The 23144-nt window shown below is 70.6% G+C and carries 27 protein-coding genes; 17 read left to right on the top strand and 10 right to left on the bottom strand.

All coding sequences use genetic code 11. The annotated features are described in order from the left end of the window. Window positions 1-2: 2 nt before the first annotated feature. Together QE377_RS04740 and QE377_RS04735 are read left to right on the top strand one after the other, a co-directional pair. Complete coding sequence (locus tag QE377_RS04740; protein WP_307320073.1) at window positions 3-1412, top strand: glutamate decarboxylase; 1410 nt, start codon at window positions 3-5, stop codon at window positions 1410-1412. Window positions 1413-1459: 47 nt separating this feature from the next. Beyond that, window positions 1460-1897: a GNAT family N-acetyltransferase gene (locus tag QE377_RS04735; protein ID WP_307320072.1), complete on the top strand. Its 438-nt coding sequence runs from the start codon at window positions 1460-1462 to the stop codon at window positions 1895-1897. A gap of 22 nt (window positions 1898-1919) precedes the next feature. On the opposite strand, the gene QE377_RS04730 is transcribed toward QE377_RS04735, so the two are convergent. Further along, window positions 1920-2861: an NADP-dependent oxidoreductase gene (locus tag QE377_RS04730; protein WP_307320071.1), complete on the bottom strand. Its 942-nt coding sequence runs from the start codon at window positions 2859-2861 to the stop codon at window positions 1920-1922. 108 nt (window positions 2862-2969) lie between these two features. On the opposite strand from QE377_RS04730, the gene QE377_RS04725 reads away from it, so the two are divergent. The 4 genes from QE377_RS04725 to QE377_RS04710 are packed head-to-tail and all read left to right on the top strand — an operon-like array spanning window position 2970 to window position 6185. Next, window positions 2970-3488: a MarR family winged helix-turn-helix transcriptional regulator gene (locus tag QE377_RS04725; RefSeq protein WP_307320070.1), complete on the top strand. Its 519-nt coding sequence runs from the start codon at window positions 2970-2972 to the stop codon at window positions 3486-3488. Continuing rightward, window positions 3485-4111 (top strand): ATP-binding cassette domain-containing protein, encoded by a 627-nt coding sequence (locus QE377_RS04720; protein ID WP_307320069.1) that lies wholly within the window; start codon window positions 3485-3487, stop codon window positions 4109-4111. Before QE377_RS04725 ends, QE377_RS04720 begins: the two co-directional genes overlap by 4 nt. Then, window positions 4108-5598, top strand: a complete 1491-nt coding sequence (locus QE377_RS04715) for a hypothetical protein (protein ID WP_307320068.1) — start codon at window positions 4108-4110, stop codon at window positions 5596-5598. The genes QE377_RS04720 and QE377_RS04715 overlap by 4 nt, the downstream gene beginning before the upstream one ends. 47 nt (window positions 5599-5645) lie before the next feature. Continuing rightward, on the top strand, window positions 5646-6185 hold the full coding sequence (locus QE377_RS04710; protein ID WP_307320067.1) for a YaeQ family protein: 540 nt from the start codon (window positions 5646-5648) through the stop codon (window positions 6183-6185). A gap of 6 nt (window positions 6186-6191) precedes the next feature. Here the strand turns inward: QE377_RS04710 and QE377_RS04705 are convergent, their stop codons facing one another. Next, window positions 6192-6743, bottom strand: a complete 552-nt coding sequence (locus QE377_RS04705) for an NUDIX hydrolase (protein ID WP_307320066.1) — start codon at window positions 6741-6743, stop codon at window positions 6192-6194. Between the two features lie 128 nt (window positions 6744-6871). Between QE377_RS04705 and QE377_RS04700 the strand changes: the two genes are divergently transcribed. Then, complete coding sequence (locus tag QE377_RS04700; protein WP_307320065.1) at window positions 6872-8320, top strand: MFS transporter; 1449 nt, start codon at window positions 6872-6874, stop codon at window positions 8318-8320. 11 nt (window positions 8321-8331) lie between these two features. On the opposite strand, the gene QE377_RS04695 is transcribed toward QE377_RS04700, so the two are convergent. Then, window positions 8332-8514, bottom strand: coding sequence for a hypothetical protein (locus QE377_RS04695; protein ID WP_307320064.1), 183 nt, complete (start codon window positions 8512-8514; stop codon window positions 8332-8334). A 147-nt stretch (window positions 8515-8661) separates the two neighbouring features. Here QE377_RS04695 and QE377_RS04690 point away from each other — a divergent pair, with 147 nt between their 5' ends. Beyond that, the gene (locus QE377_RS04690) at window positions 8662-9120 is read left to right on the top strand and encodes a MarR family winged helix-turn-helix transcriptional regulator (RefSeq protein WP_307320063.1); all 459 of its coding nucleotides are present in this window, start codon (window positions 8662-8664) and stop codon (window positions 9118-9120) included. On the opposite strand, the gene QE377_RS04685 is transcribed toward QE377_RS04690, so the two are convergent. Further along, window positions 9089-9412, bottom strand: a complete 324-nt coding sequence (locus tag QE377_RS04685; protein ID WP_307320062.1) for an ATP-dependent DNA ligase — start codon at window positions 9410-9412, stop codon at window positions 9089-9091. The genes QE377_RS04690 and QE377_RS04685 overlap by 32 nt on opposite strands. 50 nt (window positions 9413-9462) lie before the next feature. After that, window positions 9463-9960 (bottom strand): DUF6328 family protein, encoded by a 498-nt coding sequence (locus QE377_RS04680; protein ID WP_307320061.1) that lies wholly within the window; start codon window positions 9958-9960, stop codon window positions 9463-9465. Between the two features lie 106 nt (window positions 9961-10066). Here QE377_RS04680 and QE377_RS04675 point away from each other — a divergent pair, with 106 nt between their 5' ends. After that, the gene (locus QE377_RS04675; RefSeq protein ID WP_307320060.1) at window positions 10067-10291 is read left to right on the top strand and encodes a hypothetical protein; all 225 of its coding nucleotides are present in this window, start codon (window positions 10067-10069) and stop codon (window positions 10289-10291) included. On the opposite strand, the gene QE377_RS04670 is transcribed toward QE377_RS04675, so the two are convergent. The 3 genes from QE377_RS04670 to QE377_RS04660 are packed head-to-tail and all read right to left on the bottom strand — an operon-like array spanning window position 10270 to window position 12792. Continuing rightward, complete coding sequence (locus tag QE377_RS04670; protein WP_307320057.1) at window positions 10270-10476, bottom strand: heavy metal-binding domain-containing protein; 207 nt, start codon at window positions 10474-10476, stop codon at window positions 10270-10272. The two genes, QE377_RS04675 and QE377_RS04670, sit on opposite strands and share 22 nt — an antisense overlap. Window positions 10477-10486: 10 nt before the next feature. Continuing rightward, on the bottom strand, window positions 10487-12121 hold the full coding sequence (locus tag QE377_RS04665; protein ID WP_307320055.1) for an MDR family MFS transporter: 1635 nt from the start codon (window positions 12119-12121) through the stop codon (window positions 10487-10489). Further along, window positions 12118-12792, bottom strand: coding sequence for a TetR/AcrR family transcriptional regulator (locus QE377_RS04660; RefSeq protein WP_307320053.1), 675 nt, complete (start codon window positions 12790-12792; stop codon window positions 12118-12120). Before QE377_RS04660 ends, QE377_RS04665 begins: the two co-directional genes overlap by 4 nt. 214 nt (window positions 12793-13006) lie before the next feature. On the opposite strand from QE377_RS04660, the gene QE377_RS04655 reads away from it, so the two are divergent. The 7 genes from QE377_RS04655 (at window position 13007) to QE377_RS04625 (ending at window position 21125) form a co-directional block, all read left to right on the top strand. Next, window positions 13007-13147, top strand: coding sequence for a hypothetical protein (locus QE377_RS04655; protein WP_307320051.1), 141 nt, complete (start codon window positions 13007-13009; stop codon window positions 13145-13147). Continuing rightward, window positions 13144-13233 (top strand): potassium-transporting ATPase subunit F, encoded by a 90-nt coding sequence (locus QE377_RS04650; RefSeq protein ID WP_137418923.1) that lies wholly within the window; start codon window positions 13144-13146, stop codon window positions 13231-13233. Before QE377_RS04655 ends, QE377_RS04650 begins: the two co-directional genes overlap by 4 nt. Further along, window positions 13233-14915, top strand: coding sequence for a potassium-transporting ATPase subunit KdpA (kdpA, locus tag QE377_RS04645; RefSeq protein WP_307320049.1), 1683 nt, complete (start codon window positions 13233-13235; stop codon window positions 14913-14915). The genes QE377_RS04650 and kdpA overlap by 1 nt, the downstream gene beginning before the upstream one ends. Before the next feature lie 2 nt (window positions 14916-14917). After that, window positions 14918-17086, top strand: a complete 2169-nt coding sequence (gene kdpB / locus QE377_RS04640; RefSeq protein WP_307325873.1) for a potassium-transporting ATPase subunit KdpB — start codon at window positions 14918-14920, stop codon at window positions 17084-17086. A 20-nt stretch (window positions 17087-17106) separates the two neighbouring features. After that, a complete protein-coding gene (gene kdpC / locus QE377_RS04635; RefSeq protein ID WP_307320047.1) occupies window positions 17107-17715 on the top strand; it encodes a potassium-transporting ATPase subunit KdpC in 609 nt (202 codons plus the stop codon). Between the two features lie 228 nt (window positions 17716-17943). Beyond that, on the top strand, window positions 17944-20457 hold the full coding sequence (locus tag QE377_RS04630) for an ATP-binding protein (RefSeq protein ID WP_307320045.1): 2514 nt from the start codon (window positions 17944-17946) through the stop codon (window positions 20455-20457). Next, window positions 20454-21125 carry a response regulator gene (locus tag QE377_RS04625; protein WP_307320043.1) on the top strand — a complete coding sequence of 224 codons (672 nt, stop codon included), beginning with the start codon at window positions 20454-20456 and terminating at the stop codon, window positions 21123-21125. Before QE377_RS04630 ends, QE377_RS04625 begins: the two co-directional genes overlap by 4 nt. An 8-nt stretch (window positions 21126-21133) precedes the next feature. Here the strand turns inward: QE377_RS04625 and QE377_RS04620 are convergent, their stop codons facing one another. Together QE377_RS04620 and QE377_RS04615 are read right to left on the bottom strand one after the other, a co-directional pair. Continuing rightward, complete coding sequence (locus QE377_RS04620) at window positions 21134-21556, bottom strand: organic hydroperoxide resistance protein (protein WP_137418928.1); 423 nt, start codon at window positions 21554-21556, stop codon at window positions 21134-21136. A 38-nt stretch (window positions 21557-21594) separates the two neighbouring features. Continuing rightward, entirely contained in the window at window positions 21595-22038 is a 444-nt protein-coding gene (locus tag QE377_RS04615; RefSeq protein ID WP_307320040.1) for a MarR family winged helix-turn-helix transcriptional regulator, read from the bottom strand. A 147-nt stretch (window positions 22039-22185) separates the two neighbouring features. On the opposite strand from QE377_RS04615, the gene QE377_RS04610 reads away from it, so the two are divergent. Further along, complete coding sequence (locus QE377_RS04610) at window positions 22186-23049, top strand: sulfurtransferase (RefSeq protein ID WP_307320038.1); 864 nt, start codon at window positions 22186-22188, stop codon at window positions 23047-23049. Window positions 23050-23144: the final 95 nt, after the last annotated feature.

The raw sequence follows: 23144 nt of genomic DNA, 5'->3' as shown, positions 1-23144 counted from the left end.
CAATGAACGCTCGTCGAGGTCCCCACCGTCCGCCCGCCGGAAGCGAGGACCGGTTGAGTATCAATCCGGTGTTCGTGCGGCCGGGGGAGGCCACGGAGTTCGACCGCTATCGACTCCCGGCAGGACCGAGCCTGCCCGAGACGGCGTATCAGATCGTGCATGACGAGGCGATCCTCGACGGCAACTCGCGCCTGAACCTCGCCACGTTCGTCACGACGTGGATGGACGACCACGGTCAGCGGCTGTATCGCGAGGCCTTCGACAAGAACATGATCGACAAGGACGAGTACCCGGCGACCGCCGAGATCGAGGAGCGGTGCTGGCGGATGCTGGCGGACCTCTGGCACGCACCGGGCGACGCCGACGCGATCGGTACCTCCACGATCGGCTCCTCGGAGGCCTGCATGCTGGGCGGGCTCGCGCTCAAGCGGCTGTGGCAGGAGCGTCGCAGAGCCCAGGGCCGGCCGACCGATCGGCCCAACCTCGTCATGTCGGCTGCCGTTCAGGTGGTGTGGGAGAAGTTCTGCAACTACTGGGAGATCGAACCGAGGTACGTGCCGGTCTCCCCGGATCACCTGACGCTGGACGGCGAAGGCCTGGAGCAGTACGTCGACGAGAACACGATCGGCGTCGTCGCGGTGCTGGGACAGACCTTCACCGGGCTCTACGACCCGGTCGCCGCCATCGCGGCGAAGCTCGACGAGATCGAGGCCGCCACCGGCTTCGACGTCCGCATCCATGTCGACGGCGCCTCCGGCGCCATGATCGCCCCGTTCTGCCAGCCCGAGCTGGACTGGGACTTCCGCATCGCGCGCGTCAACTCGATCAGCACCTCGGGACACAAGTACGGACTCGTCTATCCCGGTGTCGGCTGGGTCGTCTGGCGGGATCCGTCGGTGCTGCCGGAGAGCCTCGTGTTCCACGTCAGCTACCTCGGCGGCGACATGCCCACCCTCGCCCTCAACTTCTCCCGCCCGGGCGCGCAGGTGCTGCTGCAGTACTACCAGTTCCTCCGCCTCGGGCGCGAGGGCTACCGGGCCGTCCAGCAGAACTCGCTCGACGTGGCGCAGTTCCTCTCGGGTGAGATCGGACGCATGGGGCCGTTCGAGCTCGTGAGCCGCGGAGACACCATTCCGGTCTTCGCCTGGACCCTGAAGGCCGGCCACACGGACGTCTGGAACCTGTACGACCTGGCGGACCGGTTGCGAATGAAGGGATGGCTCGTGCCGGCCTATCCGATGGCCGACGACATGAGCGACACGGTGCTGCAGCGCATCGTGGTGAAGGTCGGGCTCAGCCGGGACCTCGCGGCATCGCTCATCGCCGACATCCGCGCCGAGGTGGACTTTCTCGATCGGCTGGATGCCCCGCTGCCGCGCGAGCGCACCACCGGCTCCGGCTTCCATCACTGAGCCCGGCGCACGCCGATGGAGTCCCGTCACGGGATTACGCTCGCCGTGTGAGCGCAAACCTCGAGGACCTCGTCTTCCGGCCGGCCCGTGTCGAGGATGTCGCCCGCATCCTCGCGTTCTGGGCAGAGGCGGCGGAGAACGATGCTCGTCCGTCCGACGATGTCGCGACGGTGGAGACGCTGGTGCTCCGGGACCCGACGGCTCTCGACGTCGCCGTGCAGCGGGAGCGCGTCGTCGGCACGCTGATCTCCGGCTGGGACGGATGGCGAGCGCACCTCTACCGCCTCGCCGTCCACCCTGAGCAGCGAGGCCGCGGGGTCGCGGGTGAGCTGCTTCGTCGCGCGGAGAACCGGCTCGCGCGTCTGGGAGCGCGGCGGCTCGACGCGATGGTGCTGGAGCAGAACGGGCTGGGGCAGTCGTTCTGGGCCGCTGCGGGATTCAGCCCTCAGGCCGAGTGGCGGCGGTGGGTGCGCTCCGCCGAGTGATGCGCGCTCGCGTAGGCCGGACTCAGTCGCCTGCCGACGGGAGGAACACGATCTTGCCGTGCACGTCGCCCGCCTCGGCGCGTTCATGCACGCGCGGCAGGTTCGCGAGCGGCAGACGTTCGGCGATCTCCACGCGGAGCTCGCCGCGGTCGACGAGCGAGACCAGGCGGGCGAGCTCGTCGACGTCGGAGCGGACGAAGATCGTCACCGCCCGGACGTCGCGCGCGTCGTCACCGGGCGTCGGCACCGTCGGCGTGGTCGAGACCACGACGCCGCCGTCGCGCACCAGCGGCACAAGGGCCTGGAAGCCCTCGGCCGTGATGGGCGCGAGGTTCAGCAGCACGTCGACCGGCTCGGCCACGGCGTCCTCGAGCCTCGTGACGGTGTGGTCCACGATCTCATGCGCGCCGGCCGCCTCGACCATGCTGCGGCTGCGTCCGCTCGCGGTGGCGATCACGTGCGCTCCCGCGCGCCGGGCGAGCTGGACGGCGTAGCCGCCGACCGGCCCGCCGGCACCGTTGATGAGCACGCGCTGGCCGGCGCTGAGTCCTGCCCCCTCGAAGAGGGCCTGGGATGCGGTGAGTCCCACCGAGGGAAGCCCCGCCGCATCCGCCAGCGGAGTGGTGAGCGGGGCCTTCGTGACGACGGCGGCCGGCACCACCACGTACTCGGCGGCCGCGCCGTCCGACTCCATGGGGATCAGCCCGATGACGCTGTCGCCGATCTCCAGATCATCGACTCCCTCGCCCAGCGCGTCGACGATGCCCGCGACGTCGTACCCGGGGATGTGCGGAAGCGTGATGGGGATGGGGAGGAAGCCTCCGCGCATCCCGCCGTCGGCCGGGTTGTAGGCGACGCCGGCGACGCGGATGCGTACCTGTCCGCTGGCGGGCGCGGGCGTCGGTGCGTCCTGGTAGCGCAGCACCTCGGGGCCGCCCGTCTCGTGGAACCGTACTGCCTTCATGATTGTCTCCTCAGGTAAGTGCTTCGGATTCGAAGCATACGATGACGATAGCAGTGGTTCGAATTCGAAGCAACTGTTTCGAATCGGTAGCACTGCTACGCTCGCTGCATGGGTTCATCGCCGACGGGTCCGAGCGCCGTCCAGCTCGCCGCATACTTCGGTCTCATCGAGGTCAGCAGCCTTCTGCGTCATGCCGTCGAGCAGCAGCTCAAGGAGGCGGGCGATCTGAGCTATGTCCAGTTCCAGCTGCTCGCGACGCTCGGCGATGCCCCCGAGGGCTCGCTGCGGATGACGGATCTCGCCGACGGCGTCGTGTACAGCCGCAGTGGCCTGACGTACCAGGCCCAGGTGCTGGAGAAGCGGGGTCTCGTCACCCGATCGGCGTCGCCCGACGATGATCGCAGCGTCGCGGTCGCTCTGACCGCGGAGGGCAGGGACGTGCTCGGACGGGTCTTCCCCGGGCACATCGCGATCCTCGAGGATCTGCTCTTCGCGCGGCTCTCTGCCGGCGACATCGATGCACTCGCCGACATTCTCGGGCGAGTCCGCGACCACATGAGGCACACGCCTCCGCGCTCGGCTGCCCGGCGTCGCCGCGCCCCGGCATCCGAGGAGACTTCCGCATGATCGAGGTCGATGCGGTGCGCGTCGTATCCGGTGACGTCACGCTGCTCGACACGATCACCCGGCGCGTGGATGCGGGCACGGCGCTGGCCGTGCGGGGCGGCAACGGAACCGGGAAGACGACCCTCCTGCGTGTGCTTGCGGGCATACAGGCACCGTCCGCCGGCTCGGCGCGCATCGCCGGGGCGGCCATCTCTCAGCGCGACCGCACCTTCCGCCGACGGGTCGCGGCGATGATCGGGCTGCCGCCCTTCGCGCCCGATCTCACCGTGCTCGAACACGTCCGCCTTGTCGCGGTGACGTGGTTCACATCGGAGGAAGCCGATGCGCGTGCGCGTGCCGCGCTCGACGAGCTCGGCTTGCAGACGCTGCACGAGCGGTTCCCCCATGAGCTGTCGTCGGGGCAGGCCCAGCTCTTCGGCCTCGCGCTCGTGCTCGTGCGTCCCTGCGAGGTGCTGATCCTCGACGAGCCCGAACAGCGCCTCGACCCCGAGCACGTGGAAGCGGTCATCGCCGCGCTGCGGGCGCGGCGGGATGCGGGAATCACTCTCGTGGTCGCGACCCACCATCCGCGGCTCGCGGAGCTCGTCGCCGACGAGACGGTGCATCTGGAGCGCGTCGCGTGAGCGGCAGCGTGCGCACCGCCGTCGCACTGTGGCGGCAGCGAGGCGCCCGGAGCGGCAAGGAACGGGCCTTCGCGGTCTATCTGCTCGCGCTGGTGGCCCTCGTGGCGGTGGCGCCGGTCGTGCGCGCGGTCTGGCTGAGTGCGGCAGGGCCCAGCGGTCTCGCGCTGTTCGCGGACCCGCGTGCGCCCCGCGTGATCGCACTGGCCGCGTCGGTGGTCTGGGCCGCTGCGCTGGCGGGGGGACCCTCGCGCGGCCCGGCCCTTCGCCCGCACGCGCTGAGCTACGCGCTCGGTGCCAGCGCCATCCCCCGCTCGCGCGCCTTCCTCGGGCCGGTGCTGGCCGCGGGGATCGTCTCGATCGGACTCGGGACCGTGGCGGCGGCGCTGGCCGGCGGGAGTCTCGCGGCGAACGGGATGGCGTCCGCGGCCTCCGTCGCAGGCTTCGCTGCGGCCGGCGCGCTGGCGGGTGCGGTGACGGTCTGCGCGTGGCTGCTCGGGCAGGCACTGCCGCGCCTCGCGCTCCCGGCAGCGGCCCTCGTGCTCGGCCTCGGGGTGCTGTCGGTCGCCGTTCCCGCCGCGAGCATCGCGACGCCCATGGGGTGGGTCGCCGCCGCGTACCCGCTCGGCGGCGGGACGAGCGGCCTCATCCCGCTGACGGCGCTCGCGCTCGCGCTCGCGGCGGTCACGCCGTGGCTGCTGGACCGGCTGCGCACGGATGAGCTGCTCGCGCAGGCAGCGCGCGCGGATGCGGCGCAGGCATCGGCCGCCGGGCTGGATCTCGGCCAGGCGGCGGACGTCTATCGCGCCCGCCCCGCGCACGGCCGACGCCTGCCCGCCCTGGCTCCACGCGGCCGGCTGTGGTCGGTCATCCTGCGCCGGGACGCCGTCGGGTCCTTGCGCACACCGCTGCGGCTCACGCTCGGGGTCGTGGCACTGGCGCTCGCCGGTGTCCTGGCGGTGCTCGCGCTCGTACCCGGCACGCCGACGCTTCTGCTCGGCGCCGTCGCCGGGCTCCTCTCCTTCGCGGGCCTCGGGCCGGTGACCGACGGCATCCGTCACGCCGCGAGCGCTGCCGCCGACGTACCGCTCTACGGTGTTGCCGATGCGTCGCTCGTCGCGTTGCACGCCCTGTTCCCGCTCGTGGCCGCCATCGCCCTGGCGACGTTCGCGGCCGGGCTCGCTGGGGCGGTCTCGGGGGTCGGCGCGGCGCCCGTGCCGGCGGTGGCGCTCCAGGCGCTGATGACGCTCGCCCTGCGGCTGGCGAGCGCGCTGAAGGGGCCGATGCCCCCGGTGCTGCTCGCACCGATGCCGACCCCGATGGGCGACCCGATGGCCGGCGTGCGGCTCGTGTGGGCGTTGGACGCGATCGTGCTGGCCGCGGGGTCGGGAGCGGCGGTCGTGCTCCTTCCCGAGGCCCCGATCGCGACCTGCGCCGCAGCGGGTGCGATCGCCGTCATGATCGCGGTGCGCTGGCGCGGTCGGCGCTGAGCCGGCCGCTCACGGCGAGTGGCGGCGGCCGCGTAGGCTCGAGAGCTATGGCTGCCGGCGCGACGATGTACACGTTCGATGTGACGCTGTCGGATGTGGACCGCGGGGTGTACGAGCAGTTCACGCTCCGAGCGGCCCGCCATCCCTCCGAGACGGACGCGTTCATGCTGACCCGGGTGCTGGCGTTCTGCCTGGAGTACGAGGAGGGCATCGCCTTCAGTGAGGGGATCTCGCAGGCCGAGGAGCCCGCGGTGCTCGTGCGTGACGCGACGGGTGCGATCACCGCGTGGATCGAGGTGGGGGCGCCGGATGCGGCGCGCTTGCACTTCGGCAGCAAGCTCGCCGATCGGGTCGTCGTCTACACCCATCGTGACCCGGTGAAGGTCGCCGCTTCGTGGGACGGCAAGAAGATCCACCGGGGTGACGCGATCCGCCTGGTCAGCTTCACGCCCGGCTTCATCGACGGCGCGCGCCCTGCTCTCGAACGGCGCAACACCGCGACGGTCTCCGTCTTGGAATCCCGGCTCTACCTCGAGCTGAACGGCACCGCGGTCGACGCCGAGGTCCTCGCGCAGCCCGCGCAGTAGCGCCGCTCAGCGCGCCGCGAGCACCCGGGCCAGGCGATCGGCGAGCCCCGGCGCCGAGTCGGACGGCAGCGCCGCCACGGGCCACCAGGCGACCGCATCCGATTCGTCGCTGACGACGAGGGGAGCGTTCAGGTCCGAGACGCGGCCGATGACGCCGATGTCGAGGTGCGACGCGCACCGGCCGAAGCCGCCGCCGAGCGCGTGATGATCCAGATCCGCCACCGCGATGGCGTGGAGCAGCGCGGGGGACAGGCCGGTCTCCTCCTGCAGCTCGCGCAGTGCAGCGCCCTCCACGGAGGTGTCGCCCGCCTCGAGGTGCCCGCCGGGCTGCACCCAGAACCGGCCCTTGCCGTGGAAGCACAGCAGGACGTGCTCGGCGTCCTCGTCTAACACGAGGGCGCTGGCCGTGACGTGCGTCGGCGGCCCCGAGCGCTCCAGGGCCGCCTGGCCGTGGTCGCGAAGCGCCTCGACGAAGTCCGCGCGCGTGGTCTCCTCTGCCCCGGCGCGGGTGCGCCATCCGTCGACAGCGGCGGTGACGGATGCGAGGAGCGGGCTCATCCTTCGACGGTAGGCGATGCGCGTACTCCTCGGCGCCGTCCGGGTCAAGGTTCGACCGCGGAGCGCGGGGCGGGAGTAGGAAGGTCGGCGGCAGGGGGCAGCGGAGCCGCCTGTGGAAGGAATGAGACATGTCGCTGCAGCCCACCGAGATCAGGTCCCTCGTTCCCGCTCGCATGGATCGCCTGCCGTGGTCGAGATTCCACTGGATGATCGTGGTCGGCCTCGGCTTCTCCTGGATCCTCGACGGACTCGAAGTGCAGATCGTCGCGGCCACCGGTTACGCGGCCACCCTCGGCATGGGATCCTTCGAGGTGGGGCTGGCGGCCACCTTCTACCTGTTGGGGCAGGTCACCGGCGCCCTCGTGTTCGGGCGCTTGACCGACAAGCTCGGGCGCAAGAACCTCTTTCTCATCTCCCTCGCGATCTACCTGGTCGGCAGCGCTGTCGCCGGTCTCGCCTTCGCTCCCTGGTTCTTCTACATCTGGCGTTTCGTCGCCGGTGCCGGCATCGGCGGAGAGTACGCGGCGATCAACTCGGCCATCGACGAGATCATCCCCGCGAAGTACCGCGGACGCGTCGACATCGCCATCAACGGCACCTATTGGGGCGGCGCGGCCCTCGGCGCCGTGGCCAGCTCCTTCTTCCTCAACCAGGACATCTTCGCGGAGGACCTCGGCTGGCGGCTCAGCTTCTTCGTGGGCCCCGTGCTCGGCATCCTCATCATCTGGCTGCGCCGCCACATCCCGGAGAGCCCGCGCTGGCAGATGACGCACGGACGCGAGGCGGAAGCCGAGCGCGGCGTCGACGAGATCGAGGAGCGCATCCGCAAGGAGGGCAAGGAGATCCCGCCGGTCGATGAGAGCAAGGCGATCGTCGTGAAGGAGTACGGGCGTGTGCCGTTCCTGGTGATCGCCAAGGTGCTCTTCCGGCAGTACCCGCGGCGCACCCTGGTCGGGGTGACGATGATGGTGACGCAGTCGTTCCTGTACAACGCGATCTTCTTCACCTACGCGCTCGTGCTCGAGAACTTCTACGACGTGCCGCCCGCATCCGCGTCGCAGTACTTCATCGTCTTCGCCCTGGGCAACCTCGCCGGCGCGCTCGTGCTGGGAAACTTCTTCGATACGTGGGGCCGACGACGGATGCTGTTCGGCACGTACGTGCTGGCGGGCCTCATCCTGCTGGCCAGCGCGTTCCTGTTCCACATCGGCGCCTTGGATGCGGTGACGCACACGATCTTCTGGTGCGCGTCGTTCTTCTTCGCGTCGGCCGGCGCTTCTGCGGCCTATCTGACGGTGAGCGAGATCTTCCCGCTGGAGTTGCGCAGCCAGGTGATCTCGTACGTCTTCTCGATCGGTCAGCTCGTCGGAGCCGCAGCGCCCGCCCTGTACGGGGCCCTCATCGGAGACGGCTCGGACCGCGGCCCGCTCTTCTGGGGGTACGTGCTCGGTTCGGCCGTGATGATGATCGGCGGTGTGGTGTGCGGCATCTTCGGCGTCAGCGCGGCCGGCAAGTCGCTCGAGGACATCGCCGATCCCCTCTCGCTGGTCGACGCGAAGGGCGGGGAGCGCTCGTGATCCGCGGGGGCTCAGCCGTCTTGGCGGCGCAACGCGCGCAATCGCGGGAAGCTGTCGCGCCACGACGCGCGCGCAGCGGGGATGTCGCCGACGAGCACGACGGCAGCTGCGGAACGGGTGTCTCCGAGCGCGTAGCCTTCGGGGAGATCGTCCACGAGCTGACCGGCTCGGGGGCCGCCGTCCAGCATGTACATCCCGGCAGAATAGCGCGCGGCGATAGAGGGGCGCCGAGGGGTTGCGCAAAACCGCGTCGTCGTTCCTGGGCCCGGGTTGTGGTGGTCTCTCCCGTCGGCGAAGATGTTTGCTAGAAAGACTAGTAGTTAACTTGTGAGCGGAGTGACATGGCCGGCAGCACGGCAGAGGAACGCAAGATCGACCCGGCGGTCTCGGCGATCGAACGCCTGAGGCTCGCCGAGGCGAGTCTGAGCCGCCGCCGTCAGACCGCCTGCGGTCCGAGCGAGAACGCGCGCGCCGCCATGCGTCTCATCCTGGAGCGCGCGGATGCGGGGGAGGACCTCACCCCCGGCGACATCGCGGAGCATCTGGGCGTCTCGCCCGCAGCGGTCAGCGGCATCCTCGACAAACTCCACGCCGGCGGGCTCGTCACCTTCCGCACCAATCCCGATGATCGCCGCAGCAAGCTCGTCGTGCCGTTCGACCGGGATACCGACATCGACGACCTCGACCCGGTGGGTGCCCGCATCCGTCAGGCTGTCGGGGACCTCGACCCGGAGGTGTCGGCCGCGGTGGTGCAGCTGATGGAGAAGATCACGCAGGCTGTCGATGCGGAGTGTCGCTGACTGCCGGCTCGGGCGACAGCGTCAAGCCATGCGGGCCATTTGCCTCGGCCATCATGGCGTCCAGCCATTCCCGGTTGAGCGCGGGGTTGCGGCTGCCGTAGAAGGCGAACACCAGGGAGATGGCCGGATGCACCCAGAGGCTGCGGGTGCCGATGCCGCTCGTGTCGGCGAGGTGCAGCAGGAACGGCTCTCCGCGGCGCAGTTTGTTCATGAAGACGAGGCGCAGATGTGCGAGGGCCCGGTCATCGATGTCGAAAGACTGGCTGCCGCCGTCGTAAAGCAATTGGCCCATTGCCCTAAGGTAACCCCAGGAAAGCGCTTAACTAATTCCGTTTAACTAGCTTAACTACTGTGGCGCTCGCGCCGGAACCGTCGGGGCAGCACGACCCAGAGCCCCACGACGAGGACAGCGCCCACGATCAGCGCGATTGCTCCTGCCGTCCGGCCGAGTGTGACATCCACGATGAGGGCCGTGACGCCGACGCTGAGCAGGGCGATGACGGCGAGATCGATGGCGACGATGCGCGCAGCGACCCTGACGAGAGCCGGCTTCATCCGGCGGGCGAAGACGGTCCGGTGCAGGGTGACGGGCGCCAGGGCGAGAAGGGTCGACAGGCCTGCGAGCCCGACGAGCGTGATGTAGAGAACCACCTGGAGCGCGTCGAGGTCGGCGAAGCGGGGCTGGAAGGCGACGGCGAGCAGGAACCCGGTCAAGATCTGCGTGCCGGTCTGCATGACGCGTAGCTCCTGCATGAGCTCGTCCCAGTTGCGATCCGCCCGTTCGTTCTCGCTCTCGTCGCGGCCGTCACCCGGTACGGCATCCCGTGCGTCCTCCGACATGTCGCCTCCTCCCGCATCCCGTGGATAGCAGATCGTCTCCTTCCCTGCCAGGGGCGTTCGGGCGTCGGAGGGTCGGCGCAGAATCTCGGATGTGGAAGCTCACATGATGATCCAGCAGGTGCCCGACTCGGCTCCGCGGGCGTTGTGGGTGCAGGTCGAGGACGGTCTCCACGTCGCCAGCACGGCGTCCGCGTTCGTCGGCACCGTGACCGAGAAGGCGAACGGCTTCGAAGCCGTCGACGGGCTCGGCACCTGCCGAGGTGTTTTCGCGCGCCTCGACGACGCCAAGGCGGTGCTCGAGGCGGCGGCCTACGCCGACGCGGTCATCTGACGCATCAGGCGATCGTCACGGCCGTACCGTAGGCGCAGACCCTTGAGCTCGCCGCCGGCGAGGGCCTTGAACGAGGCGCCGATGTTCGAGCCGATATGGCGCGAGCGCACGGTGAGCCCGAAGACCTCGCCGTGCACCTCGGTGATCGTGCGACCGGGGACGTCGTTCGTCGTGACGATGATCATGCGCCACACCCTAGGGCACGGTGGGTCCCGCGTCACGGGTGGCGGTCGACTGACGCTCCGCTTCGAGGCGTTCGGCCTCGGCCCCGCCGATCGCCTCTCCGCGCGCCACGAGTCCGGAGACGTCGGAGAGCGGGATCTGCTTGAGGAAGAGCGAGAGGACGAAGGCGACGGCCACGAACGGCAGCAGATACCAGAACACCGGTGCCAGAGCGTCGGCGTAGGCGTCGACGACACCCGTCCGCACCGACTCCGGCAGCGAGCCGAGGACACTCGGGTCGATAGTGGCGGTCGCCGCGGCCGCATCCGATGCCGATGCGCCCGCGCCGGTGAACACGCCGTTGAGGTTCTCCGTCAGTCGGCTCGTGAACAGCGCTCCGAACACGGCCGTCCCCAGGGCCGCCCCGACCTCGCGGAAGTAGTTGTTCGAGCTGGTCGCCGTGCCCAGCTCCGCCGCCGGTACCGCGTTCTGGACCACGAGCACGACGACCTGCATGATCAGCCCGAGCCCGGCGCCGAAGACGAAGAGGAAGACGCAGATCAGCCAGACGGGCGTCGAGGCCGTCAAGGTCGTCATGGCTGTCATCGCGATGCCCGTCACGATCGTCCCCACGATGGGGAACAGCCGGTAGCGGCCCGAGCGGGTGATCGCGATCCCGGAGAAGATCGAGGTGCCCATCAGTCCCACCATCATCGGCAGCATGAGCAGCCCGGAGGTCGCGGCCGAGGTGCCCGTGGACATCTGGAGGAACGTCGGGACGAAGCCGATGGCCGCGAACATCCCGATGCCCAGCACGAGGCCGATCGCGGTGGCGTTCACGAAGATGGGATTGCGGAACAGGCTCAGCGGCATGATCGGATCGGCCGCGCGCGACTCGGCGAACACGAACATCGCGACCGCCACGGCCATGCCCGCACCCCAGGCCCACGTGACGGGCGAGGTCCAGCCCACCTCGCGGTCGCCGCCGAAGTCGGTGAACATGATCAGGCACGTGGTCGCCGCCGACAGGAACAGCACGCCGAGCCAATCGATCGGCTTGGTCGCGCGCTTGTTGGGGAGCTGGAGCGCGAAGAGCCCGATGACGAACGCGGCGATGCCCACGGGGATGTTGATGTAGAACGCCCACTGCCAGGTGAGGTGGTCCACGAAGAATCCGCCGAGGAGCGGGCCGGCGACGGCCGAGAGGCCGAAGACGGCTCCGAGCGGTCCCAGGTACTTGCCGCGCTCCTTCGCCGGCACGATGTCGGCGATGATCGCCTGCGAAAGGATCATGAGCCCGCCGCCCCCGAGGCCCTGGACGGCGCGGAAGGCCACGAACATCCAGAAGTCGCTCGCGAAGGCGCAGCCGACGGAGGCCAGCGTGAAGATCGCGATCGCGAGGAGGAAGAGCCTGCGTCGGCCCAGGACATCGCCGAACTTGCCGTAGACCGGCATGACGATCGTCGTCGCCAGGATGTAGGCCGTCGTGATCCACACCTGGTGCTCGACGCCGCCCAGCTGGCCGACGATCGTGGGCATGGCCGTCGACACGATCGTCTGATCCAGGCTGGACAGCAGCATCCCGGCGATCAGGGCGGAGAAGATCACCCAGATCCGGCGCTTGGTCAGCAGCAGCGGGGCGTCGGCCCGAGCGGTGGTCGAGGTCATGCGGAGGGGCCTTTCGGGAGGAGGTCCTGGGTGAGGAAGAGCTCGCGCGCCGCGGTGAGGCGTTCGGCGTAGAGGTCGGCGTAGCTGGCGGATGGCTCACGCCGCGTGGGCGGAGGCTCGCCCGGGCCGGAGCCGAGGAATGCCTCCGCGGTGTCCCGCGCGATGGTGCCGATGATCTGGGCGGCGAGCCGCGCGCGGAGATCTCCGGGGTCGAGGCCTTCGCGCTTCTCGATCAACCGGGCGTCCGAGCGCTCCATCTCCACGGCGTGCGCCAGCAGGCGCGGCAGGAGGCGGGGCTCGCGCTCCACGGCGGTGATCAGTTCCGAGATGCTCTCCGGGGCGACGTCCATGCTCGCCCACCGTGCGGAGACGAGTTCGGCCAGGTCGTCGAGCAGGGTGGGGGAGAGCCTCCCCGCGCCGGTTCGCCCGTCGAGGAAGGCGCGCTCGGCGGCGCTGTCGTCGCGGTGCAGGCCGAAACCCAGTACGGCGTCCTCCTTCGAGGCGAAGTAGTTGAAGAACGTGCGGCGCGAGACGCCTGCCTGCTCGCACAGCTGCTCGAGGGTGAACCCCGCCAGTCCGTGTTCCGCCGTCAGTCGGCGTGCAAAGGACACGAGCGCGCCCTCCGTCTGGCGGCGCTTGCGATCTCGTCCCGATTCTGCACTTTCGGCCATGATGTGCATTTTTGCACCATTGTTCTGATAGTGCAAGTCATGCCGAGTGTGTCGTTCCCGACGCGGCCGGATGAGGAGGACGTGAGGATCCGGATGGTGGGCGTTCGGATTCCGTAAGGACGGCGGGAAGCGCCCCCGCGGAGGCGTTCGATCGACGAGTGCCCCGAGCGGGGCGCCCGCGCCGACCGCGCGGCGTGTTCTCTGGAGAGTCCCCGTGCTCGATCTCGTCTACGTCCTCGCGACGCTCGCGCTCTTCGCGCTCGTCGCCCTCGTTCTGAAGGGGGTCGACGCCCTGCAGGCGGGCGACCGCGCGTCCACCCGGCCGACCGGCGCCACCCGGAGTGAGCGCGCATGATCGTCATCTCCCTCGTCGCCGCTGCCCTCGCCGTCGCCGCCGTCGTCTACCTCGTGATCGCGCTCGTGCGCCCGGAGAAGTTCTGATGGATGCGGAATCGATCACCTTCGGCATCCTCCAGATCGCGACCCTGCTGCTGGCGCTGGGGCTCGTCTACCGGCCGCTCGGCGACCTGATCGCCTTCGTCTTCACCTCGCCCCGGCACGCCCGCATCGAACGCGGTGTCTACCGCGTGATCGGTGTCGACGCCGAGGCGGAGCAGAGCTGGCAGGCCTACGCACGCGGCGTGCTCATCTTCTCCGCCGCCGGTGTGCTGCTGGTCTACCTCCTGCAGCGCACGCAGCAGTTCCTGCCCTACGCACTGGGGCTTCCCGCGGTGCCGGAGGGGCTCGCCTTCAACACCGCCGTCTCCTTCGTCACCAACACGAACTGGCAGTCGTACTCGCCCGAGGCCACCCTCGGCTACACCGTGCAGCTCGCGGGACTGGCCGTGCAGAACTTCCTCTCGGCGGCCGTCGGACTCGCCGTCGCGGTAGCCCTGGTGCGCGGTTTCGCGCGGCGCGGATCCGGCACGATCGGCAACTTCTGGGTCGACCTGGTCCGCGGTGTCGGCCGCATCCTGCTGCCCCTCGCGATCGTCGCGGCGATCGTGCTCATCATCGGCGGCGTCGTGCAGAACGTCGCGGGCTTCACCCCCGTCGACACCATCAGCGGTGCGGTGCAGAACCTGCCCGGCGGTCCCGTGGCCTCGCAGGAGGCCATCAAGGAGCTGGGCACCAACGGCGGCGGCTTCTTCAACGCCAACTCGGCGCATCCGTTCGAGAACCCGACGCCGTGGACCAACCTCTTCGAGATCTTCCTGATGCTCGTGATCCCCGTCTCGCTGCCCCGCGCCTTCGGCCGCATGGTCGGCGACAACCGTCAGGGCTACGCGATCCTCGTGGTGATGGGGACTCTGTTCGCGGTCTCGCTCTCGCTGCTCACCTGGTTCGAGGTGCAGGGCTTCGGCAGTGCACCGCAACTCGCCGGCGGCGCGATGGAAGGCAAGGAGACCAGGTTCGGCATCTGGGCCTCCACGCTGTTCGCCACCTCTACGACCGTCACCTCCACGGGTGCCGTCGACGCGATGCACGATTCCTTCACGGCCGGCGGCGGGGCCATGACCATGATCAACATGATGCTCGGCGAGGTGGCGCCGGGCGGTGTCGGGTCGGGCCTCTACGGGATGCTGATCCTCGCCGTGATCGCGGTCTTCATCGGTGGCCTGCTGGTGGGCCGGACCCCCGAGTATCTCGGCAAGAAGATCGGCCCCGGCGAGATCAAGCTCGCGAGCCTGTACATCCTCGTGACCCCCGTGCTCGTGCTCTCCGCCACCGCGCTGAGCTTCGCGCTGCCTGGCGTGCGCGACGACGTCGCGTCCACGTCGATCCTCAATCCCGGCCTGCACGGGTTCAGCGAAGTGCTCTACGCGTTCACGTCGGCGGCCAACAACAACGGCTCCGCGTTCGCGGGTCTCACCGCGAACACCCCCTGGCTGGACACCGCGCTCGGCGTCGTGATGCTGCTCGGGCGATTCGTCCCGATCGTGCTCGTGCTGGCGCTCGCGGGCTCGCTCGCTGCGCAGGAGCGCGTTCCCGGCACGTCCGGCACCCTTCCGACCCACCGGCCGCAGTTCGTCGGCCTCCTCGTGGTCGTGAGCGTGCTCATCACCGCACTCACCTATTTCCCCGTTCTCACGCTGGGTCCCCTGGCGGAAGGGCTTCTGTGACCATGTCCCGACTTCCCGCATCCCCCGATCTCACCCGCCCGACCGAGAGCGAGGCCGCCGGCGGCGCGCACGGCCGCCGTCGCGCCTTCGGGGCCGCGCAGCTCGCCGAGGCTCTGCCCGGCGCGCTCGCCAAGCTCAACCCGGCCGCGCTGTGGCGCAACCCGGTCATGTTCCTCGTGTGGGTGGGCGCCGCTCTCACGACCCTCATCGCGATCGCGGAGCCTTTCCTGGGCGGTCCCGAGAGCACCGGCGGCTCGGCCGTGCCCTTCGGCTTCACCTGGGGCATCGCGCTGTGGCTGTGGCTCACGGTGATCTTCGCGAACCTCGCCGAAGCCGTCGCGGAGGGGCGCGGCAAGGCCCAGGCGCAGGCGCTGCGCTCGACGCGCACGAGCACCATGGCCCGCCGCCTCCTGGCCTACGATCCTGAGCGCGACCGTGCCGGGGAGAAGACAGCGACGACCGAGGTGGCATCGAGCGAGCTGACCCTCGGCGATGTCGTCGTCGTCACCGCGGGCGAGCTCATCCCCGGCGACGGCGACATCGTCTGGGGGATCGCGACGGTCGACGAGTCGGCCATCACGGGCGAATCCGCGCCGGTGGTGCGGGAATCCGGCGGTGACCGCAGCGCCGTCACCGGCGGCACGCGGGTGCTCAGCGACCGCATCGTCGTGCGCATCACCTCCCGGCCCGGCGAGACCTTCGTCGACCGCATGATCGCGCTCGTGGAGGGCGCCTCACGCCAGAAGACGCCCAATGAGATCGCCCTCAACATCCTGCTCGCGAGCCTGTCGATCGTCTTCGTGATCGTCGTCCTGACGCTGAACCCGATCGCCTCCTACGCGGCGGCCCCCGTCTCCGTGCCGGTTCTCGTGGCGCTGCTGGTCTGTCTCATCCCGACCACGATCGGAGCGCTCCTGTCCGCGATCGGCATCGCCGGCATGGACCGCCTCGTGCAGCGCAACGTGCTCGCGATGTCCGGCCGCGCGGTCGAGGCGGCGGGCGATGTCACGACGCTGCTGCTGGACAAGACCGGCACCATCACGTACGGCAACCGTCGTGCCACCGCATTCGTCGCGCTGCCGCAGGTCGACGCACAGGAGCTGGCCCGTACCGCCGCCCTCTCCTCGCTCGCCGACCCGACGCCCGAGGGCACGTCGGTCGTCGACCTCGCCCGCACGCAGGGCATTGACGCCACCGAGCCCGAGGGAGCGGTCGTCGTGCCCTTCACCGCGCAGACCCGGATGAGCGGCCTCGACCTCGCCGACGGCACCCGCATCCGCAAGGGAGCGGCCTCGGCGGTCACCGCGTGGGTCGAGTCTGAGGGGAGCGTGATCGCCACAGCCACCAGGGCGCAGCTGACCAGCGAGGTGGAGGCGATCTCGACCGCAGGCGGCACTCCGCTCGTCGTCGCCGTGGCGGATGCCGCCAGCACCCGCATCCTGGGCGTCATCCACCTCAAGGACATCGTCAAAGAGGGGCTGCGCGAACGCTTCGACGAGCTGCGGTCCATGGGCATCCGCACCGTGATGATCACGGGCGACAACCCGCTGACGGCGCGAGCGATCGCCGCCGAGGCCGGTGTCGACGACTATCTCGCCGAGGCCACCCCCGAAGACAAGCTGGCCCTCATCCGCAAGGAGCAGGCCGGTGGGAACCTCGTCGCCATGACCGGTGACGGCACGAACGACGCGCCCGCTCTCGCGCAGGCGGATGTGGGTGTCGCGATGAACACGGGGACGTCGGCGGCGAAGGAGGCCGGCAACATGGTCGACCTCGACAGCGACCCCACCAAGCTGATCGACATCGTCCGCATCGGCAAGCAGCTGCTCATCACCCGCGGCGCCCTCACCACGTTCTCGCTCGCGAACGACGTCGCCAAGTACTTCGCGATCATCCCGGCGATGTTCATGGGGGTCTTCCCCGGCCTCGCCGCACTGAACGTGATGCAGCTGAGCTCGCCCGCATCCGCCGTCACGAGCGCGATCATCTTCAACGCGATCGTGATCGTCTTCCTCATCCCCCTCGCCCTGCGCGGCGTGACCTACCGGCCCGCATCCGCATCGCAGGTGCTGAGCCGCAACCTCCTCATCTACGGACTGGGCGGCGTGATCGCCCCGTTCCTCGGTATCAAGCTCATCGACCTCGTCGTGAGCCTCATCCCGGGCTTCTGAGCCCCTCTGGAGACGCCACCATGTCGCTTCGTTCCGCCCTCCGCCAGTCCGGCGTCGCCGTGCGCGCCCTGATCGCGGCGACCCTCGTCCTCGGCGTCGGCTACACCGCGCTCATCACGGGCGTCGGCCAGCTCGCCCTGCCCGCGCAGGCGAACGGCTCGCTCGTCACGGATGCCGCGGGCGCGGTCGTCGGCAGCGCCCTGATCGGCCAGTCGTTCACTGAGGCCGACGGCGCCGCTCTGCCGCAGTACTTCCAGTCGCGGCCGTCGGCCGCCGGCGACGGCTACGACGCGAGTGCCTCGTCCGGGTCCAACCTGGGTCCCGAGAACCCCGACCTGCTCGCCTCGATCGCCGAGCGCCGGCAGGCGGTCGCCGAGCTCGAGGGTGTCGATCCCGCATCCGTGCCGGTCGACGCGCTCACCGCATCCGGGTCCGGACTCGACCCGCACATCAGCCCCGCCTACGCGGCGCTGCAGGTGGCCCGCGTCGCCCGCGCGCGCGGACTGGACGAGGGCGAGGTGCGCGCGCTCGTGGCCGCGCACACGACCGGTCCCGACCTCGGCTACCTGGGCGAGCCGCGGGTGAACGTGCTCGAGCTGAACCTCGCCCTCGACGCGCTGGCGCCGTGAGGCGGGCATGCGTGTTCCCGCCCGCCCCGCGGTCCTGCTCGCCTGTGGTGGCCTTGCTCGCCTGTCCCAGATCGACGCCTGCGAGTCGAACTGTGACAGGTGAGCGGGTAGTGGCGTTGCTCGCCTGCCCCAGATCGACAGCCACGGCTCGATCTGGGGCAGGCGAATCGGCGGTTCACCGTGAGTGGGGAAGATCGGCGGGCGACCCGGGGAGATTAGGGTGAGGGCATGAAGCGCGGGAGGCTGCGCGTGCTGCTGGGCGCGGCGCCGGGCGTCGGCAAGACGTTCCAGATGCTGCGGGAGGGCGCGAGACTCGCCCAGGAGGGTCTCGACGTCGTCATCGCCGTCGTCGAGACCCACGGCCGGGCGGCCACGGCGCAGCAGGCCGAGGCGCTCGCGCAGATCCCCAGGCGGCGGTGGGCGCATCGGGGCGTCGAGCTGGAGGAGATGGATGTGGATGCGGTCATCGCGCGGCATCCCGACGTCGCCCTCATCGACGAGCTCGCCCACACGAACGCCCCAGGATCGCGGAACGAGAAGCGCTGGCAGGACGTCGAAGAGGTGCTCGCCGCGGGCATCGACGTGATCACCACCGTCAACGTGCAGCACATCGCCTCGCTCGGCGACGTGGTGGAGCAGATCACCGGCGTCGCGCAGCGCGAGACCGTGCCCGACACCGTCGTGCGCGGCGCCGACCAGGTCGAGGTGGTCGATCTCGCGCCGCAGTCGCTGCGGGACCGGCTGTCGGCCGGGCTCGTCTATCCCGCCGAACGGGTGGATGCGGCCCTCTCCAACTACTTCCGCCTCGGCAACCTCACCGCGCTGCGCGAGCTCGCGCTGCTCTGGCTCGCCGACGAGGTCGACAGCGCGCTCAAGGACTATCGGAGCGCGCACGACATCCGCGGCACGTGGCAGACGCGCGAGCGGGTGGTCGTCGCACTCACCGGGGGCCCCGAGGGGGAGACGCTGCTCCGCCGAGGCGCCAGGATCGCGGCCCGTTCGGCCGGCGGTGAACTGCTGGCCGTGCACGTGTCCAGCGCGGAGGGGCTGCGTCGCGCGACGCCCGGCGCGCTCGCACAGCAGCGCGCGCTGGTCGAATCCCTCGGCGGCACCTACCACCAGCTCGTCGGCGACGACGTTCCGCGCGCCCTCGTCGACTTCGCCCGCTCCGTGAACGCGAGCCAGCTCGTCATCGGCGTCAGCCGCCGTTCCCGGTGGGCCGCGGCGGCCACCGGACCCGGGATCGGGGCCACCGTCATCCGGCTCTCGGGCGACATCGACGTGCACATCGTGAGCCACGCGGCCGCCGCCGGCGGACGGATGCGGCTGCCCTCGGTGCAGCGGGGAGCGCTGAGCGTGAAGCGCCGCATCCTCGGTTTCGTGATCGCGCTGACCGCGGGTCCGCTGCTGTCGGCCGCGCTGTTCGCCTTCCGGAGCGACGAGTCGATCACCTCCGACGTGCTCGCCTTCCAGCTGCTCGTCGTGGTTGTCGCGCTCGTGGGCGGCATCTGGCCGGCGCTGTTCGCGGCGGTCCTCTCGGGGCTGACGCTGGACTTCCTCTTCGTCGCGCCGACCTTCACCGTGTCGATCGCGCATCCGTTGCACGCGCTCGCCCTGGGGCTGTACGTCGTGATCGCGATCCTCGTCAGCTACATCGTCGACCAGGCCGCCCGACGCACCCGCCGTGCCGAACGAGCCGCCGCGGAGTCGGAGCTGCTGGCCACGGTGGCCGGATCCGTGCTGCGCGGCGAGAGTGCGGTGCCCGCCCTCATCACCCGCACGCGCGAGGCGTTCGGGCTCGCAGGGGTGCGCCTGATCGCCGCCGACGGCGAGGTCATCGCCACCGACGGCGAGCCGGTGCGCGGCGGCGGCTTCACGACGCTCCCGGTCGGCGACGCGGTCCTCGAGCTGCACGGCCCCGATCCGGATGCGTCGGCTCGGCGACTGCTCGAAGTGATCGTCGCGCAGCTCGCCGCAGCCCTCGAGCACACCGACCTGTCGGCCGCGGCGCGAGAGGTCGATGCGCTCGCCGCCACCGATCAGGTGCGCACGGCCCTGCTCTCAGCGGTCAGCCATGACCTTCGCCGGCCGCTCGCCGCTGCGGTCGCGGCCATCGGCGGCCTTCGGGCCGCCGGAGCGCACATGAGCCCTTCCGATCGGCGCGAGCTGCTCGACACCGCCGAGGAGAGCCTCGCGACCCTGTCGACGCTCGTGACCGACCTGCTCGACGTGAGCCGCGTGGAGGCCGGTGTGCTCGCCGTCGCGCTCGCGCCGGTGGATGCCGCAGGCTCGGTCCTCGCCGCCCTCGATGAGCTGGGCCTCGGTCCCGACCGGGTCGAGCTCGCGCTCGATCCGGCCCTGCCCGCGATCGCGGCCGACCCCGTGCTGCTGCAACGGATCATCGTGAACGTGCTCGCGAACGCCGCGCGCCACTCGCCGCCGGACGCCCGGGTGCGGGTGGCGACCAGCAGCCTCGCCGAGCGGGCCGAGATCCGCATCGTCGACCGAGGTGCGGGCGTACCCGCCGAGCGGCGGGACGACATGTTCGCGCCGTTCCAGCGGCTGGGCGACACCGACAACACGGTCGGGCTCGGGCTCGGACTCGCGCTCTCGCGCGGCTTCGCGGAGGGGATGGGCGGCACGCTGACCGCGGAGGACACCCCCGGCGGCGGCCTCACCATGGTCGTCTCGCTGCCGCTGTGGCCGGCGGATGCCGCATCCGAGGGGAGGATGGGCTCGTGAAGATCCTGGTCGCCGACGATGATCCCCAGCTCGTGCGGGCCCTGCGGATCACGCTCGCCGCGCACGGCTACGACGTCGTCGCCGCAGCCGACGGTGCGGCCGCGATCACGCTGGCCGCGCAGTCGCACCCCGACATCGTGCTGCTCGATCTCGGCATGCCGCATCTCGACGGCGTGCAGGTGATCGAAGCCCTGCGCGGGTGGACGACGGCGCCCATCATCGTGGTCTCCGGACGCACCGGCTCCGCCGACAAGGTCGACGCGCTGGATGCGGGCGCCGACGACTACGTGACCAAGCCGTTCCAGATCGACGAGCTGCTGGCGCGGCTGCGCGCGCTCGGACGGCGCGCCGCCGCATCCGTCGACGATCCCGTCGTGCGCTTCGGGGACGTCGAGCTGGATCTGGCGACCAAGACGGTGACTCGTGCGGGCGCGCGGGTGCATCTGACGCCGACGGAGTGGCGGATGCTGGAGTTCCTCGCGCGGCATCCCGGTGCGCTGGTGACCCGCCAGAGCCTGCTGAAGGAGATCTGGGCGAGCGAGAACGTCAACGATTCGGGGTACCTGCGCCTCTACATGTCGCAGCTGCGCAAGAAGCTGGAGGCGGACCCCGCCCGCCCGGTGCATCTGCTCACCGAGACCGGCATGGGGTACCGCCTCCATCTCTGAGGAGCCTGTCAGTCCTCGACGACTCGCACCGTGACCTCGATGTTGCCGCGGGTGGCGTTCGAATACGGGCAGACCTGGTGTGCCGCGTCGGCGAGGGCCTGCGCCTGGTCGGCGGGGAGATCCGGGATGACGACCTCCAGCTCGACGGCCAGCTGGAAGCCGCCCTGGCCGTTCGGGCCGATGCCGACGCGGGCGCCGACGCTCGTGTCGTGGATGGCGACCTTCTGCATCCGGGCGACGGACTGCAGCGCGCTGTGGAAGCAGGCCGAGTAGCCGGCGGCGAACAGCAGCTCCGGGTTCAGGGCCTCGCCCGCTCCGCCCATCTCCTTGGGGACGCGCACGTCGGCGTCGAGGATGCCGTCGCTCGTGGTGACGTGGCCGTTGCGGCCGCCTCCGGTGGCGAGGGCTTCTGCGGTGTAGAGGACGTCCATGGGGGATACCTTCCGTTGATTCTTCGGGGGAGGGGAACTCAGTCGGCGTCGGCGTGCAACGTGTCCGTGAGCGAGTGGAGGGCGGTGAGCAGCGCGCGGGCCGCATCCGGCTCGAGTCCGTAGCAGTTCCACATCTGGGACGGGAGCTCGGACATCTCGGCGCGCAGGGCCGTGCCGCGCTCGGTCGGCGCGACGGTCACGACGCGTCCGTCCGCGTCCTCGCGGGTCCGGGTGACGAGGCCCGCCTTCTCGAGCCGCTTGAGAAGCGGCGACAGGGTGCCTGAATCCAGGCCGAGGCCCTCACCCAGCTGGCTGACCGTGCGCGGCCCGCGGTCCCAGAGCTCGACGAGCACGAGGTACTGCGGGTAGGTGAGCTGCCACGGCTCGAGCAGGCGCCGGTACACCTGGGTCGTCGCCCTGCTCGCCGAGTACAGCGAGAAGCACAGCATCCGATCCAGCGCCGGTCCGCTCGTCTCCGTCATGCGAAAAGCATTGCACGCAATTCAATTGTGCGCAATTCAGTGCGCGCGTCGAGACGGGGGCGGGGGACTGTGACGGGGTATGACGCCCGGTGACGCGCTGTTGCGACGCCCCGTGAACGCGGGATGCCGGCGGGGCAGGCTCGCGGTATGACGTCGCCACCCGTCATCGACACCCACGAGCTGCGCCGCGCACTCGCCGATGCTCGGCGCCCGGTGCGGCTGCTCGACGTGCGCTGGCGGCTCGATCTGCCGGAGGGACGCCCCGCCTATCTCGCGGGACACCTGCCGGGCGCCGTCTACGTCGATCTCGAGCGCGAGCTCTCGCGCCCGGGACACCCGGAGGAGGGCCGGCATCCGCTCCCCGCGCTCGCCGACCTCGAGCATGCGGCGCGCGCGTGGGGCCTGGACGCGGGCGATCTCGTCGTGGCCTACGACGACAACGACGGCGTGGCGGCGGCTCGCGCCTGGTGGCTGCTGCGCCGCCGGGGCGTCGACGTACGGGTGCTGGACGGGGGACTCCGCGCCTGGATCGGAGCCGGTGGCCTGTTGGAGGGCGGGGATGTGAGGCCGGAGCCCGGGAACATCGTGCTCGCCGACGCCGACCCGGGGATCGCTTCGATCGAGGCGGCCGCAGGTGCACCGCAGTACGGCGCCCTGATCGACGCGCGTGCGCCGCAGCACTACCGCGGTGTCGCTCCCACCGCCGATCCCGCGGCCGGCCACATCCCCGGCGCGATCAACGTGCCCACCCTCGCCCACATGCAGGCCGACGGGCGACTGCGCCCGGCCGCGGAGGTGCACCGGACGCTCGCGGATGCGGGTGTAGACGCATCCGCCGATCTCGTCCTGACATGCGGCTCGGGGATCGCTTCTGCCCACAGCGCGCTCGCGCTCGCGGCGGCGGGCATCGACGCGCGGGTGTTCCCCGGTGGCTGGAGCCGCTGGTCGCGCACTCCTGGGCGGCCGATCGCCGTCGGTCCCACGCCGTGGGGCGACGTCTTCGCCCGCTGAGCCCGCTCCGCCTCTCGCGCCGACGGGTGTGTGCTCTGCCGGTTGCGTGCTCCGGGGCGCTGCGTGTCTTCTGCCGATGCGTGTCTGGGACGTTG

The sequence above is a fragment of the Microbacterium sp. SORGH_AS_0862 genome (assembly GCF_030818795.1).
Taxonomy (GTDB): domain Bacteria; phylum Actinomycetota; class Actinomycetes; order Actinomycetales; family Microbacteriaceae; genus Microbacterium.
This window is presented reverse-complemented; position numbering and strand designations above follow the sequence as displayed.

Coding starts and splice junctions, on each gene's coding strand:
- QE377_RS04630 (WP_307320045.1), top strand. CDS start 17,944: ATGAAGCGCGGGAGGCTGCGCGTGCTGCTGGGCGCGGCGCCGGGCGTC.
- QE377_RS04720 (WP_307320069.1), top strand. CDS start 3,485: ATGATCGAGGTCGATGCGGTGCGCGTCGTATCCGGTGACGTCACGCTG.
- kdpA (WP_307320049.1), top strand. CDS start 13,233: ATGGATGCGGAATCGATCACCTTCGGCATCCTCCAGATCGCGACCCTG.
- QE377_RS04670 (WP_307320057.1), bottom strand. CDS start 10,476: ATGATCATCGTCACGACGAACGACGTCCCCGGTCGCACGATCACCGAG.
- QE377_RS04665 (WP_307320055.1), bottom strand. CDS start 12,121: ATGACCTCGACCACCGCTCGGGCCGACGCCCCGCTGCTGCTGACCAAG.
- QE377_RS04740 (WP_307320073.1), top strand. CDS start 3: ATGAACGCTCGTCGAGGTCCCCACCGTCCGCCCGCCGGAAGCGAGGAC.
- QE377_RS04675 (WP_307320060.1), top strand. CDS start 10,067: ATGATCCAGCAGGTGCCCGACTCGGCTCCGCGGGCGTTGTGGGTGCAG.
- QE377_RS04710 (WP_307320067.1), top strand. CDS start 5,646: ATGGCTGCCGGCGCGACGATGTACACGTTCGATGTGACGCTGTCGGAT.
- kdpB (WP_307325873.1), top strand. CDS start 14,918: ATGTCCCGACTTCCCGCATCCCCCGATCTCACCCGCCCGACCGAGAGC.
- QE377_RS04685 (WP_307320062.1), bottom strand. CDS start 9,412: ATGGGCCAATTGCTTTACGACGGCGGCAGCCAGTCTTTCGACATCGAT.
- QE377_RS04620 (WP_137418928.1), bottom strand. CDS start 21,556: ATGGACGTCCTCTACACCGCAGAAGCCCTCGCCACCGGAGGCGGCCGC.
- QE377_RS04705 (WP_307320066.1), bottom strand. CDS start 6,743: ATGAGCCCGCTCCTCGCATCCGTCACCGCCGCTGTCGACGGATGGCGC.
- QE377_RS04695 (WP_307320064.1), bottom strand. CDS start 8,514: ATGTACATGCTGGACGGCGGCCCCCGAGCCGGTCAGCTCGTGGACGAT.
- QE377_RS04725 (WP_307320070.1), top strand. CDS start 2,970: ATGGGTTCATCGCCGACGGGTCCGAGCGCCGTCCAGCTCGCCGCATAC.
- QE377_RS04700 (WP_307320065.1), top strand. CDS start 6,872: ATGTCGCTGCAGCCCACCGAGATCAGGTCCCTCGTTCCCGCTCGCATG.
- QE377_RS04680 (WP_307320061.1), bottom strand. CDS start 9,960: ATGTCGGAGGACGCACGGGATGCCGTACCGGGTGACGGCCGCGACGAG.
- QE377_RS04730 (WP_307320071.1), bottom strand. CDS start 2,861: ATGAAGGCAGTACGGTTCCACGAGACGGGCGGCCCCGAGGTGCTGCGC.
- QE377_RS04690 (WP_307320063.1), top strand. CDS start 8,662: ATGGCCGGCAGCACGGCAGAGGAACGCAAGATCGACCCGGCGGTCTCG.
- QE377_RS04615 (WP_307320040.1), bottom strand. CDS start 22,038: ATGACGGAGACGAGCGGACCGGCGCTGGATCGGATGCTGTGCTTCTCG.
- QE377_RS04660 (WP_307320053.1), bottom strand. CDS start 12,792: ATGGCCGAAAGTGCAGAATCGGGACGAGATCGCAAGCGCCGCCAGACG.
- QE377_RS04650 (WP_137418923.1), top strand. CDS start 13,144: ATGATCGTCATCTCCCTCGTCGCCGCTGCCCTCGCCGTCGCCGCCGTC.
- kdpC (WP_307320047.1), top strand. CDS start 17,107: ATGTCGCTTCGTTCCGCCCTCCGCCAGTCCGGCGTCGCCGTGCGCGCC.
- QE377_RS04610 (WP_307320038.1), top strand. CDS start 22,186: ATGACGTCGCCACCCGTCATCGACACCCACGAGCTGCGCCGCGCACTC.